Source organism: Methylobacterium sp. 22177 (assembly GCF_052045615.1).
GTDB lineage: Bacteria > Pseudomonadota > Alphaproteobacteria > Rhizobiales > Beijerinckiaceae > Methylobacterium > Methylobacterium radiotolerans.
The window spans coordinates 115,262-127,106 of record NZ_JBQEPK010000014.1; the positions used below are offsets into that span (position 1 = coordinate 115,262).

Annotated in this window: 16 protein-coding genes; 12 read left to right on the top strand and 4 right to left on the bottom strand. The window is 74.8% G+C overall.

The features are described 5' to 3' along the window. The first annotated feature begins 72 nt into the window (after positions 1–72). Positions 73–444, top strand: coding sequence for a hypothetical protein (locus ACTJK8_RS15240; RefSeq protein WP_053620834.1), 372 nt, complete (start codon positions 73–75; stop codon positions 442–444). Here ACTJK8_RS15240 and thiL read toward each other — a convergent pair. From thiL to ACTJK8_RS15260, 4 genes are all read right to left on the bottom strand, one after another. Next, positions 364–1,359: a thiamine-phosphate kinase gene (thiL, locus tag ACTJK8_RS15245; RefSeq protein WP_024829034.1), complete on the bottom strand. Its 996-nt coding sequence runs from the start codon at positions 1,357–1,359 to the stop codon at positions 364–366. The two genes, ACTJK8_RS15240 and thiL, sit on opposite strands and share 81 nt — an antisense overlap. A 3-nt stretch (positions 1,360–1,362) precedes the next feature. Then, positions 1,363–1,956 (bottom strand): transcription antitermination factor NusB, encoded by a 594-nt coding sequence (gene nusB, locus ACTJK8_RS15250; protein WP_024829033.1) that lies wholly within the window; start codon positions 1,954–1,956, stop codon positions 1,363–1,365. Positions 1,957–1,967: 11 nt separating this feature from the next. Continuing rightward, complete coding sequence (ribH, locus tag ACTJK8_RS15255; protein ID WP_012320911.1) at positions 1,968–2,462, bottom strand: 6,7-dimethyl-8-ribityllumazine synthase; 495 nt, start codon at positions 2,460–2,462, stop codon at positions 1,968–1,970. Between the two features lie 143 nt (positions 2,463–2,605). Then, positions 2,606–3,193, bottom strand: a complete 588-nt coding sequence (locus ACTJK8_RS15260; protein ID WP_440762125.1) for a carboxymuconolactone decarboxylase family protein — start codon at positions 3,191–3,193, stop codon at positions 2,606–2,608. Positions 3,194–3,367: 174 nt separating this feature from the next. On the opposite strand from ACTJK8_RS15260, the gene ACTJK8_RS15265 reads away from it, so the two are divergent. The 11 genes from ACTJK8_RS15265 to dxs form a co-directional block, all read left to right on the top strand. Beyond that, positions 3,368–4,090, top strand: a complete 723-nt coding sequence (locus ACTJK8_RS15265) for an SDR family NAD(P)-dependent oxidoreductase (RefSeq protein WP_041372745.1) — start codon at positions 3,368–3,370, stop codon at positions 4,088–4,090. After that, the gene (locus ACTJK8_RS15270) at positions 4,087–5,274 is read left to right on the top strand and encodes a hypothetical protein (RefSeq protein WP_012320914.1); all 1,188 of its coding nucleotides are present in this window, start codon (positions 4,087–4,089) and stop codon (positions 5,272–5,274) included. Before ACTJK8_RS15265 ends, ACTJK8_RS15270 begins: the two co-directional genes overlap by 4 nt. Then, positions 5,271–5,774: an NUDIX hydrolase gene (locus ACTJK8_RS15275; RefSeq protein ID WP_012320915.1), complete on the top strand. Its 504-nt coding sequence runs from the start codon at positions 5,271–5,273 to the stop codon at positions 5,772–5,774. Before ACTJK8_RS15270 ends, ACTJK8_RS15275 begins: the two co-directional genes overlap by 4 nt. Beyond that, the gene (locus ACTJK8_RS15280; protein ID WP_012320916.1) at positions 5,771–6,259 is read left to right on the top strand and encodes a TIGR02301 family protein; all 489 of its coding nucleotides are present in this window, start codon (positions 5,771–5,773) and stop codon (positions 6,257–6,259) included. Before ACTJK8_RS15275 ends, ACTJK8_RS15280 begins: the two co-directional genes overlap by 4 nt. Before the next feature lie 159 nt (positions 6,260–6,418). Beyond that, positions 6,419–6,673 carry a hypothetical protein gene (locus ACTJK8_RS15285; protein WP_012320917.1) on the top strand — a complete coding sequence of 85 codons (255 nt, stop codon included), beginning with the start codon at positions 6,419–6,421 and terminating at the stop codon, positions 6,671–6,673. Positions 6,674–6,784: 111 nt separating this feature from the next. Further along, the gene (gene ygfZ, locus ACTJK8_RS15290; protein ID WP_440762126.1) at positions 6,785–7,636 is read left to right on the top strand and encodes a CAF17-like 4Fe-4S cluster assembly/insertion protein YgfZ; all 852 of its coding nucleotides are present in this window, start codon (positions 6,785–6,787) and stop codon (positions 7,634–7,636) included. 127 nt (positions 7,637–7,763) lie between these two features. Next, positions 7,764–8,378 carry a DNA-3-methyladenine glycosylase I gene (locus tag ACTJK8_RS15295; protein ID WP_024829030.1) on the top strand — a complete coding sequence of 205 codons (615 nt, stop codon included), beginning with the start codon at positions 7,764–7,766 and terminating at the stop codon, positions 8,376–8,378. A gap of 26 nt (positions 8,379–8,404) precedes the next feature. Next, a complete protein-coding gene (locus ACTJK8_RS15300; protein ID WP_012320920.1) occupies positions 8,405–8,965 on the top strand; it encodes a hydrolase in 561 nt (186 codons plus the stop codon). A gap of 50 nt (positions 8,966–9,015) precedes the next feature. After that, positions 9,016–9,528, top strand: coding sequence for a tyrosine phosphatase family protein (locus ACTJK8_RS15305; protein ID WP_053620837.1), 513 nt, complete (start codon positions 9,016–9,018; stop codon positions 9,526–9,528). A 136-nt stretch (positions 9,529–9,664) separates the two neighbouring features. Beyond that, complete coding sequence (locus ACTJK8_RS15310; RefSeq protein WP_012320922.1) at positions 9,665–9,925, top strand: exodeoxyribonuclease VII small subunit; 261 nt, start codon at positions 9,665–9,667, stop codon at positions 9,923–9,925. 43 nt (positions 9,926–9,968) lie between these two features. Beyond that, a partial coding sequence (dxs, locus tag ACTJK8_RS15315; protein WP_440762127.1) for a 1-deoxy-D-xylulose-5-phosphate synthase occupies positions 9,969–11,845 on the top strand: 1,877 nt, incomplete at its 3' end.

An 11,845-nucleotide genomic window follows, 5' to 3' on the forward strand; every position in this document is an offset into this window, starting at 1 on the left:
TCCCCGCGGCCGTTAACCCTGCCTTAACCAACCGATATTCTATTTTTGGTTGTATTCTGACGGGGGTTCGCCATGAGCAGCGACCAGGCCGCCAAGCTGGCGGCGACGATCGAGGTGTTGAGCGGCGCGGTCGGGTTCCTGATCGCCGAACGGGTCGCGGCGCAGCCGCTCGCGATCCAAGACGACCTGCTGTCCGTGCTGCAGCGCGCCCTGTCCCGGGCGCCCGGCGCGGGCGAGGACCCGGTCGGCCGCTGGATCCCGGTGGTCGCCGCCGAGATGATCGGGGAGGTCCGGGGCCAGATCGGCCACCCGGCCGGGGCCGCCGCCGGCCCGATGGCCGCCCGGCCGGACGCGATCCGGGCGTCAGAAGTGGCTGAAGGCCCCGGCCGCGAACACGCGCTCGGCGCCATCGCGCATTTCGAAGCGCGGCGGGCCGTCGCCTGAGGTGACGGTGCCGATGGCGGCGACGGCGATCCCGGCGGCCGCGGCCTCGGCCCGGAGATCCTCCAGGCGCTCCGGCGCGACGGTGCAGAGGATCTCGTAATCGTCGCCGCCGGTCAGGACCGCCTCGATCAGGGCGGGCTCCGCCGCGCAGGCGCTCCGGGCGGCCCCCGAGAGCGGCACGTCGGCCACCGCCACCCGGGCGGTGCGGCCCGCCCCCAGCATCTTGGCGAGATCCCCCGCGAGGCCGTCGGAGACGTCCATGGCGGCGGTGGCGTGGCGGCGGACCGCCGGCGCGGCGGCGAGCCGCGGGCGCGGGTGCAGGTAGCGGTCGGCGAGTTCGGACCGCTGCGCCGGGTCGAGGCCTGACGCCCAGGGGGCGTCGGGCTCCAGGCGCATCCGCAGGCCGAGGGCGGCGTCGCCGATCGTGCCGGTGACGCAGATCCGGTCGCCCGCCCGCGCGGTGGTGCGCCGCACGATGGTGCCGGTCGGCACCTCGCCGAACGCGCTCACCGAGATCAGCGCCGGCCCACCGGAGCGCACCGTGTCGCCGCCCAGCAGCGGGCAGCCGGCCGCCGCGGCCGCCGCGCCGAGCCCCTGCGCGAAGCCGTCGAGCCAGGCCTCCGTCCAGTCGTCGGGGAGCGCCAGGGTCAGCAGGAAGCCGCGCGGGACCGCGCCCTTGGCGGCGATGTCGGAGAGGTTCACGCCGAGGGCCTTGCGGGCGATCGAGGCCGGCGGATCCTCCGCGAAGTAGTGGATCCCCGCCACCACGGCGTCGACGGTGAGGACGAGGTCGTGGCCCGGCGCGGGCGTCAGCGCGGCGGCGTCGTCCCGGAGCCCGTCGGCGCCCGGCCCGGCGAGCGGGGCGAAGTAGCGGGCGATCAGCCCCTCCTCGGAGGCGCGGGCCGGCCCGGCCAAGGCTCAGGCCTTCCCGGCCGACGGTTTCCCAGCCGCAGCTTTGCCGGGGAGCGGCTTGGACGAGCCCGGCTTGCCGGAGGCCTTCGGGGCCCCGACCTCGCCCGGCCGGACCTCGCGGGCGACCCGGTCGAGGACGGCGTTGACGAGGCCCGGCTCGTCGGCCGTGTAGAAGCTGTGGGCCACGTCGACGTATTCCGAGATCGCCGCGGCCGCCGGCACGTCGCGGCGGAACATCAGCTCGTAGGCGCCCGCCCGCAGGATCGCCCGGAGCACGATCTCGATGCGCCGCAGCGGCCAGCCCTGGGCGAGCGCCTGGTCGAGCTTCGGGTCGATGGCGCGCTGCTCCTCGACCGTGCCGCGCAGCAGGTCGCGGAAGAAGGCGGTCTCGGCCGGGGGATGGGCGATCCCGTCGACCTCCTGGCCGATCCAGAAGGCCTCGAACTCGGCGAGGGCGTCGAGCACGCCCTTGCCGGAGATGTCCATCTCGTAGAGCGCCTGCACGACGGCGAGGCGCGCGCCGCTGCGCGGGCTGATCTTGGCGGGAGCGCCGGCGGTGTCGGTGCCGGTCTCCGGATGGGTGTCGGGGGTCCCGGTCATGGGTGTATCCGTCATCGCGGGCGCGCGCCGTCGGCCATACGCTTCAGGGCGAGCACGCCGAGCGCCGCCTCGGCGGCACCCCCGCCCTTGTTCATCTCGGCGACCCGGGCGCGGGCGAGGGCCTGCGCCTCGGTCTCGACCGTGAGGATGCCGTTGCCCAGGGGCACCCGGCGCTGCACCGACAGGTCCATGAGCGCCCGGGCGCTCTCGCCGGCGACGATGTCGTAGTGGCCGGTCTCGCCGCGGATGACGCAGCCCAGCGCCACCACGGCGTCGTAGGCCCCCGTGTCGAGCAGGATCGCCGCGGCGGCGGGGATCTCCAGGGCTCCCGGCACGGTCACCACGGTGGCCCGGGCGTCGGCGGCCTCGATCGCCGCCAGCGCGCCGGCGAGGAGTTCGTCGGCGATCGCGTCGTAGTAGCGCGCCTCGACCACGAGGATCCGGGCGCCGGCGAGCGCCGGGTCGGTGGGCTTGGGCGCCGAATCGGCGCGGGTATGGGCGACCATGGCTCTCGTCCGGCCGGGTTTTCGGGAATGGGCGGGCGGCACGTCGGGCACCCGCACGGGGGAGGACGGTTAGACCGAAGCGGCCGGCGCCACAAGCGGCGCGGGACCAGGCCCCGGCCCCCGCACCACGGCCGCGGCGCGCCCTACCCCACCAGTGGCGGCAGCGGCGGGGCCGCGGGGCCGCCCTCCGGCGGGGCCGTGCGGGCGACGTTCATCGTCATGGCGAGCAGCGCGTAGTAGCCGTTGATGCCGGTCAGATCGATCGCCCCCTGCTCGCCGAAGCGCGCGACCAGGGCCGCGTAGGTCGCGTCGCTCACCGCGCGGTTGCACGTCAGCTCGGTCGAGAACGCGTAGGCCAGGGCCTCGTCGGCGCTCATCGTGTCGGGGCGGCGCCCCTCGGCCAGCGCCTGCGCGGTCTCGGGGGCGACCCCGGCCTTCAGGGCGATCGGGTGGTGGATCGCCCACTCGACCGGCTGGCTCCACTCCCGCGCGACCACCAGGATCGCGAACTCGCTGATGCGCAGCGGCAGGACGCTGCCGTAGCGCAGGTACTGGCCCATCCGGCTCGCGCAGAGCATCAGCTCGGGGCTGCGCAGGAGCGGCACGAACGGTCCGAAGACCGGGACGCCGCGCTCGGCCCGGAACGCGGCCGCCGCTTCGGCCTGCGCCGGGGACAGGCTGCCGTCCGGGATCTCCGGCATGCGCTCCGCGCTGGTCTGACCGGTGGTCATGCGTTTCCCCTCCGTGCTCCGGCACCGACGCGCGGCCCGCTCTGGATTTCCGGTCCCCGTGCGCCTAGACCATTGGGGCTCACCGGCACGCACCGCGCCCGACCGGGCCGCGATCCCTGAACGCCAGCGAGGCTTACGGCTTTGGCCCTCCCCGTCAACGAACGCCGGCGCATCATGCTGCTCACGGGCGCGAGCCGGGGCATCGGCCACGCCACCGTCAAGCGCTTCTCGGCCGCGGGCTGGCGGGTGATCACCTGCTCGCGCCACGCCTTCCCGGAGAACTGCCCCTGGGAGATGGGGCCCGAGGACCACCTGCAGGTCGACCTCGCCGACGCGCAGGACACGGTCCGCGCCGTCGAGGAGGTGCGGGGCCGGCTCGCCGCCGAGGGCGGGGTGCTGCACGCGCTGGTCAACAATGCCGGCATCTCGCCGAAGGGGCCGGAGGGCGAGCGCCTCGGCGCGCTGGCCACCGAGTTCGACACGTGGCAGCGGGTGTTCCAGGTCAACCTCTTCGCCACGATCCTGCTGGCCCGGGGCCTGCGCGAGGAACTGGCCCGGGCGAAGGGCTCGGTCGTCAACGTGACGTCGATCGCCGGCTCGCGCGTCCACCCCTTCGCGGGGGCAGCCTACGGCACCTCCAAGGCGGCTTTGGCGGGCCTGACCCGCGAGATGGCCGCCGATTTCGGACCGCTCGGCGTGCGGGTGAACGCGATCTCGCCGGGCGAGATCGACACGTCGATCCTGTCGCCCGGCACCGAGAAGCTCGTCGAGCAGATCCCGCAGCGCCGGCTCGGCACGCCGGACGAGGTCGCCAAGGCGATCTACTTCCTGTGCACCGAGGCCTCGTCCTACGTGAACGGGGCCGAACTCCACATCAACGGCGGCCAGCACGTTTGACCAGATCGGACGCTTCCTCGGGCGCGGCGTCCGCGCGCCGGAACCCGGCGGCGCGCCGCGGGCGGCGCGCGCTCGCCCTCAGCCTGCTCGCGTGCGTCGCGCCGGTCGCGGTCGCCCGGGCCGAGCCCGGGATCCGGATCCTCGACCTGCCCTTCAAGGTGCGGGCGCTGCGCGGCTCGCGCAGCGAGGCCGCGGTCTCGGTCGCGACGTCCGGGCTGCTGCCGATCACCGGCGGCAAGGCCGGCGCGCAGACCGGCGCGCAGACCGGCGCCCAGCAGGCCGGCGACGAGGAGAGCGCGCCGATCGCCGTGGTCTGGGGCGACGACGGCGGCGCCGTGCTCGCCCTGGCGGAGGGCACCGTCACCGTGCGGCCGATCGGCAGGGATGCGGTCGAGGGATTGACCGCCGCCGAGACGCCGCGCGGGGCCCTGCCGGGCTCGCGCCGCGCCCTCTCGGGCCCCCTGAGCGCCTACCTCACCGGGCGCACCCGCGCCCCCGACGGCGGCGCGGCCGCCGCGGTCCTGACGATCCGCGAGCGCCAGCCGATGGCGGTGAGCACCGATCCGAAGCCCGTTCCCGTGGCGACCGCGACGGTGCCGGCGGGGGGCGAGGCCGTGTTCGCGCCCCTGCGGCCGCGCCTGCTGCGCCTCGGAGGCCGCCCGGCGCTGCTGGCGGCGACGCTGTCCGGCGCGGATTCCGGCGGTCTCGCGCTGATCGACCGGCCCGCCGGCGATCCGGGCGCGGCCTGGGCCGTCGCTGCCCGCACGCCCGCCCAGCCGGGACCGCCGCTGAAGATCGCCGGCATCGCGGACTTCTCCGGGTCCGGCGCCCCCCAGGCCGCGACGGTCAGCGCCAGGGGCAGGCTCCAGCTCTGGACGCTGCGTCCCGACGCGATCGAGCCCGCCGGCGAGGCCGCGGGCTACGCGGCCGGCGACGGCGATTCGGATCTCGCCGTGACCGATCCGGCCGGCGGCAGCCCCGAGCTCGTCCTGCCGGTGGCGGGCCGGCCGGAGATCGCCTTCGTGGCGGCCAGGGGCGGCCTGCACGAGCGGGCGCGCGTGCCCCTGCCCGCCCCCGCCGAGACCGGCATCGTCGTCCTCGGCGCGGGCGCGACGGCGCGGCTGCTCGTCGGCCTCGCCGACGGCCGGGTGGCCGTCGTGGCAACCGACGGGGGCAAGCCGTGACCGCGGGCGCACCGGATCCCGACAGCCGCCTGTTCCCGGCCCGGCCCTTCGTGGGCGCGTCGATCGCGGTGATCCGCGGCGACCGGGTCCTGCTGGCGGCGCGGGCCAACGAGCCGATGCGCGGCGTCTGGACCCTGCCGGGCGGCCTCGTGGAGGCGGGCGAATCCCTGGCCGAGGCGGCCCTGCGGGAGCTGTCCGAGGAGGTCGGCCTGCCGGCGGAGGTGGTCGGCGTGCTCTCGCCCACCGAGATCATCGTCCGGGACGAGGCCGGCCGGGCCCGGCATCACTACGTCGTCCACCCGCACGCCGCCCTGTGGCGCGGCGGCGAGCCCGTGGCCGGGCCCGAGGCCCTGGGCACCCGGTGGGCGACGCTCGCGGAGGTGGCGACCCTCCCGACCACGCCCGGCCTGGCCGACACCCTGCGCGAGGCCTTCGCGCGGGTGGCGGCCCGGGGCGAAGACGGGAGCGCGGGGATGCGGGGCGGGGAGGCAACGGCGTGAGGCGCCCCGCGACCCTCCTGTGCCTGCTGGCGCTCCCGTACTTGCTGGCGCTCCTGGCCGGTCCGGTCGCCGCGCCGGCCCAGGCGCAGCAGCGCTCCGGCCGGAGCGGCGCGCCCGCCAGGGAGGCCGCGAAGGAGGCGCCCAAGGACGCGTCCAAGGACGCGACCGCCCCCGCGGACGTGCCGGCGCCCTACGACCGCGACCTGCTGCGCATGTCCGAGATCATCGGTGCCCTGGCGTTCCTGCGGAACCTCTGCGCGGCCCCGGACGCGGCCGACTGGCCGGCCCGCATGAAGGCGCTGATCGACTCCGAGGGCGTGACCCCGGCCCGCCGCGACCGGCTGGCCGGTGCCTACAACCGGGGCTACCGCGGCTACGCGCTGACCTACCGGGTCTGCACGCCCGCGGCCCACGAGGCGGCCGCCCGGTACGTCGCCGAGGGCGACCGGCTGTCGCACGCCCTGGCCGGGCGTTTCGGGGGGTGATGCAGGCGCAACACACGGGGCGCCGATGCCGGCGAAACACCGGATTTGAGCGTCCGTGTTAACCGATCCGAAATTCTCGGCTGGCCGAGCCGCCGGGACCTGCTTATCATCCATTGTGTCCGCCGGGCCCCGTGTCCGGCGCAATGGAAGTATCGGGCCATGCAGCACAGCTCTCACACCGCCCCCATCGAGGTCGATGTCGAGGAGAAACGCGTCGCGCTGAGTTACGTCTCGGAAGCGTTCGCGGAAGGCTGCCTCGATGGACTCGACGGTGACTGCATGGCTCAGGCCGCCCTGTTCGCGGCCTTTCAGGAACTGGTGACGACGTACGGCGAGGAGGCCACGGCCCGCTACGCGGAGGGCTTCCCCGAGCGCATCCGCGGGGGGGCCTTCACCACGACGCTCCAGCATTGAGCCGCATCGCGCGCGTGAGCGCGGACGGTTGAGGCGCGGGCGGTCAGCGACTACGTCCCGGATCCGCGGTCCGGCCTGCCGGACCGCCCGCTCCCCGAGGAATCGCCGCCCATGCCCGTCGCCCTGCTGCCGGATCGCGCCCTGGTCACCGTCACCGGGCCGGACGCCACGACGCTGCTCCAGGGCGTCCTGACCTGCAACGTCGAGACGCTCCGGCCCGGTGAGGCGCGCCTCGGCGCCCTGCTGACGCCGCAGGGCAAGATCCTGTTCGATTTCCTGATCTCGCGGATCCCGGACGGCTTCCGGTTCGACGTGCTGGCCGACAGGGCCGCGGACCTCGCCAAGCGCCTGACGCTCTACCGCCTGCGCGCGCAGGCGACCATCGCGGCCGACCCGACCGTCGCGGTCGCGGCGGCCTGGGCCGGCGCCACCCCGCCCGCCGCGGAGGCCGTGGCCGATACCCGCGCCGTCGATCTCGGCGCCCGCCTCTACGCCGCCGCGGGCGCCTTCTCGGCGGACGCCGCCGAGGCCGACTACCACGCGCACCGGATCGCCCTCGGCGTGCCCGAGGGCGGGCGCGACTTCGCCTTCGGCGACGCCTTCCCGCACGAGGCGCTGATGGATCAGCTCGGCGGCGTCGACTTCCGCAAGGGCTGCTATGTCGGCCAGGAGGTGGTCTCGCGGATGCAGCACCGGGGCACGGCCCGGACCCGCATCCTGGCCGCAGCCTACCCGGACGCGGCGCCCGCGCCCGGCACCGAGATCACGGCGGGCGGCAAGGTGCTCGGCACCGCGGGCAGCGCGGCCGGGAACCGCGGCCTCGCCACGATCCGCCTCGACCGCCTGGGCGACGCGCTGGCCGCCGGCGAGACCCCGCGCGCGGGCGGCCGCCCCGTGACGCTGGAGCGCCCGGCCTGCGCGACCTTCGCCATGCCGGACGCGGCGACGAGCGCGGCCGAGTAGGACCGCGAGGCGGCGCATCCGGCATGGCGCGGGGGCAGCGGCTCGTCCCGGCGCGCCGAAGCGGCCGCGGAAGCCGGTGCCCGCCCCGGCGGTGGCGTTCCGCTCCTGTTCTCGTTACCATCGCCGCATGTCCGAGACCGGCCTCATCGATCATCCCGACGGCTGCCCGCGCTGCTGGTGGGCCGGCCTCGACCCGCTCTACGTCGCCTATCACGACACCGAGTGGGGCGTGCCCGAGCATGACGGCCGCGCCCTCTACGAGAAGCTGATCCTCGACGGCTTCCAGGCCGGCCTGTCGTGGATCACCATCCTGCGCCGCCGGGACGGGTTCCGCGACGCCTTCGCCGGGTTCGATCCGGAGCGGATCGCCCGCTTCACCGAGGCGGACGTCGCGCGGCTGATGGCCGACACCCGCATCATCCGCAACCGCGCCAAGATCCAGGGCACCGTCGCGGGCGCCCGGGCCTGGCTGCGGATCGAGGAGCGCGGCCCCGGCTTCGCGCGCTTCCTGTGGGACTTCGTCGACGGCCGGCCGGTCCAGGGCACCGCCCGGACCCGCGCGGAGATCGCCACCGAGACGCCGGTCTCCCGGGCGATCGGGAAGGCCCTGAAGGCGGAGGGCTTCTCCTTCTGCGGGCCGACGATCGTGCACGCCTTCATGCAGGCGGTGGGCATGGTCAACGACCACCTCGTCGGCTGCCACCGGCACGGGCCCTGCGCCGAACTGGGCCGGATCCGGTGAGCGCGCCGCCGCGCGCGTGGCAGCGCATGCTCTCCGGCCGGCGCCTCGACCTCCTCGACCCGGCGCCCGGGGACATCGAGATCGCCGACATCGCCCACGGCCTCGCCCGGGTCGCGCGCTGGAACGGCCAGACCCGCGGGCCGCACGTCTTCTCGGTGGCCCAGCACAGCCTGCTGGTCGAGGCCGTGGGCCGCCACCTCGATCCCGGCTGCACCGACCGGGACGGGCTCGAGCTGCTCCTGCACGACGCGCCGGAATACGTGGTCGGCGACATCATCTCGCCGCTCAAGGCCGCCATCGGCGACGCCTACCGCGGCGTCGAGCTGCGCCTGCTCGACGCGGTGCGCCGCCGCTTCGGCCTCGCCGCCCCGTCGGCCGCGCTCGCCGGCCTCGTGAAGCGGGCCGACCGGATCGCCGCCCACGTCGAGGCGGTGCGCCTCGCGGGCTTCGCCCGCGAGGAGGCCGAGCGCTATTTCGGCCCCTCGGTCGCCCTGCCTGCCCCGGTGCCGGCCCTGGCCGAGCCGTGGCCGACCGCCGAGGCCGAGGCGCGGTTCCTCGCGCGCTTCACCGCCCTGTCTCCGCCCTGACGGATCTCCGCCCTCGATCCGTCACGATCGCAGGTCACTGGCGCCCCACCATGCCGACCCTCCACGTCTGTCCGCTCTCGCGCCTGCCCGAGACCGTCGCCGCCACCGGCGCGAGCCACGTGCTCACGCTGATCAATGTCGGCACGCCGCTGGAGCGGCCGGCCGTGATCGACGCCGAGAACCACGCCGTCATCGGGGTCAGCGACATCGCGGCGGCGCGCGACGGACACGTTTTGCCGGCTGAAGAACACGTGGCCCGGGTCCTCGACTTCGTCCGGACCTGGCCGCGGGAGAAGCCGCTGGTGATCCACTGCTACGCCGGGATCAGCCGCTCGACGGCGGCGGCCTACATCGCGGTCTGCGCGCTGGCGCCGGAGCGCGACGAGGCGGCGATCGCCGACGCCCTGCGGGCCGCCTCGCCCTCGGCCACGCCCAACCCCCTGTTCGTGGCGATCGCCGACCGGATGCTCGACCGCGACGGCCGCATGGTCGCGGCGATCGCGCGCATCGGTCGCGGCGCCGACGCCTTCGAGGGCACGCCGTTCACCCTCGCGCTGGCGTGAACCGTCGGACGCCAAGTGTGGCGCAAACGCCGCCGCCCGCGTCCAAAACGGTCACGACCCGGCCGGCGGACGGTCCCCCTGGGTTGTGGGCATTGGGGATCGCGCCGTACAACCACCCCCAAAGGAAGTATCTGGGATGAGTGCGAGCAGACCCGAGGTGGCCCCCGCCGCCGGCGACCTGCCCTTCGAGAAGGCGCTGGAACAGCTCGAGGAAATCGTGCGCCGGCTCGAGCGCGGCGACGTGCCGCTCGACGAATCGGTCGCGATCTACGAGCGCGGCGAGGTGCTGAAGAAGCATTGCGAGGCGCTGCTGAAGCGGGCCGAGGCGCGGATCCAGCGGATCACGCTGGGCTCCGACGGGCGGCCCGAGGGCGTCGCCCCACTCGACATGTCCTGAGGCTCGGCGGTCGAACCGATCCCATCCGTTAGAGGTTGATGCCGTGGCGATTACCCCCGAGCAGAGTGCACTTCTCGACCGCGTTCCGTCTCCATCGGCGCTTCGGCGTCTTCCGGAGTCGGAGCTTCAGGCGGTGGCGGACGCGGTGCGCGCCGAGATGATCGACGCGGTCTCGATCACCGGCGGCCATCTCGGCTCGGGGCTGGGCGTGGTCGAGCTGACGGTGGCGCTGCACCACGTGTTCGACACCCCCGACGACCGCATCGTCTGGGACGTCGGTCACCAGTGCTACCCGCACAAGATCCTCACCGAGCGCCGCGACCGGATCCGCACGCTGCGCCAGGGCGGCGGCCTGTCGGGCTTCACCAAGCGGAGCGAGAGCGTCTACGATCCCTTCGGCGCCGCCCACTCCTCGACCTCGATCTCGGCCGCGCTGGGCATGGCGGTCGCCCGCGACCTCGACAACGCCACCGCCAAGCAGAAGGGCGGCGCGCAGAAGCGCCGCAACGCCATCGCGGTGATCGGCGACGGCTCGATGTCGGCCGGCATGGCCTACGAGGCCCTCAACAACGCCGGCGCCCTGCACTCGCGCCTGATCGTCATCCTCAACGACAACGACATGTCGATCGCGCCCCCCGTCGGCGCCATGTCGGCCTACCTCGCAAGGCTGGCGTCGGGCGGCGCCTACCAGTCCCTGCGCGAGACCGCCAAGCAGCTCGGCAAGCTCCTGCCCAAGGCGCTCTACCAGCGCGCCGCCGCGGCCGAGGAGTACGCCCGCTCGCTGGTGGTCGGCGGCGGCACCATGTTCGAGGAGATGGGCTTCCACTACGTCGGCCCGGTCGACGGGCACAACCTCGACCACCTGCTGCCGGTGCTCAAGAACGTCCGCGACGCCGAGCACGGCCCGATCCTGCTCCACGTCGTCACCCAGAAGGGCAAGGGCTACGCGCCGGCCGAGGCCTCGGCCGACCGCTACCACGGCGTGGTCAAGTTCGACGTGGTCTCAGGGATCCAGGCCAAGGCCAAGCCGAACGCGCCGGCCTACACGCGGGTGTTCGGCGAGAGCCTGATCAAGGCGGCCGACGCCGACGACAAGGTCGTGGCGATCACCGCCGCCATGCCGGGCGGGACCGGCATCGACCTGTTCGGCAAGGCGCACCCGGACAAGACCTTCGACGTCGGCATCGCCGAGCAGCACGCGGTGACGTTCGCGGGCGGCCTGGCGACCGAGGGCTACCGGCCGTTCGTGGCGATCTACTCGACCTTCCTGCAGCGGGCCTACGACCAGGTGGTGCACGACGTGGCGCTGCAGAACCTGCCCGTGCGGTTCTGCCTGGACCGGGCGGGCCTGGTCGGCGCGGACGGGGCGACGCACGCGGGCGCGTTCGACCTGGCGTACCTGTGCTGCCTGCCGAACATGACCGTGATGGCGGCGGCCGACGAGGCCGAGCTGGTGCACATGGTGGCGACCGCCCACGCCCACGACACGGGCCCGATCGCGCTGCGCTACCCGCGCGGCGAGGGGGTGGGCGTCGAGCTTCCGGAGCGGGGCGAGGTCCTGGCGATCGGCAAGGGCCGGGTGGTGCGCCGGGACGCGGAGGCGCGGGTGGCGCTCCTGTCGCTCGGCACGCGGCTGGCGGAGGCCTTGAAGGCGGCGGACGCGCTGGCCGAGCAGGGCGTGGCGGTGACGGTGGCGGACGCGCGGTTCGCCAAGCCGCTGGACGAGGCGCTGATCCTGGATCTGGCGCGCGACCACGAGGTGCTGATCACGGTGGAGGAGGGCTCGCGGGGCGGGTTCGGCGCGATGGTGCTGCACCTGCTGGCCGAGCGCGGCGCGCTGGACGCGGGCGGCGTGCGGGTGCGGACCATGACGCTGCCGGACGCCTACCAGGACCACGACAGCCCGGAGAAGATGTACGC

Excerpts from the sequence above, each read along its gene's own strand:
- ACTJK8_RS15265 (WP_041372745.1), top strand. The coding sequence starts at position 3,368 with ATGCTGCTCACGGGCGCGAGCCGGGGCATCGGCCACGCCACCGTCAAG.
- nusB (WP_024829033.1), bottom strand. The coding sequence starts at position 1,956 with ATGACCGGGACCCCCGACACCCATCCGGAGACCGGCACCGACACCGCC.
- ACTJK8_RS15260 (WP_440762125.1), bottom strand. The coding sequence starts at position 3,193 with ATGACCACCGGTCAGACCAGCGCGGAGCGCATGCCGGAGATCCCGGAC.
- ribH (WP_012320911.1), bottom strand. The coding sequence starts at position 2,462 with ATGGTCGCCCATACCCGCGCCGATTCGGCGCCCAAGCCCACCGACCCG.
- ACTJK8_RS15295 (WP_024829030.1), top strand. The coding sequence starts at position 7,764 with ATGTCCGAGACCGGCCTCATCGATCATCCCGACGGCTGCCCGCGCTGC.
- ACTJK8_RS15305 (WP_053620837.1), top strand. The coding sequence starts at position 9,016 with ATGCCGACCCTCCACGTCTGTCCGCTCTCGCGCCTGCCCGAGACCGTC.
- ACTJK8_RS15285 (WP_012320917.1), top strand. The coding sequence starts at position 6,419 with ATGCAGCACAGCTCTCACACCGCCCCCATCGAGGTCGATGTCGAGGAG.
- ACTJK8_RS15310 (WP_012320922.1), top strand. The coding sequence starts at position 9,665 with ATGAGTGCGAGCAGACCCGAGGTGGCCCCCGCCGCCGGCGACCTGCCC.
- ACTJK8_RS15240 (WP_053620834.1), top strand. The coding sequence starts at position 73 with ATGAGCAGCGACCAGGCCGCCAAGCTGGCGGCGACGATCGAGGTGTTG.
- ygfZ (WP_440762126.1), top strand. The coding sequence starts at position 6,785 with ATGCCCGTCGCCCTGCTGCCGGATCGCGCCCTGGTCACCGTCACCGGG.
- ACTJK8_RS15300 (WP_012320920.1), top strand. The coding sequence starts at position 8,405 with ATGCTCTCCGGCCGGCGCCTCGACCTCCTCGACCCGGCGCCCGGGGAC.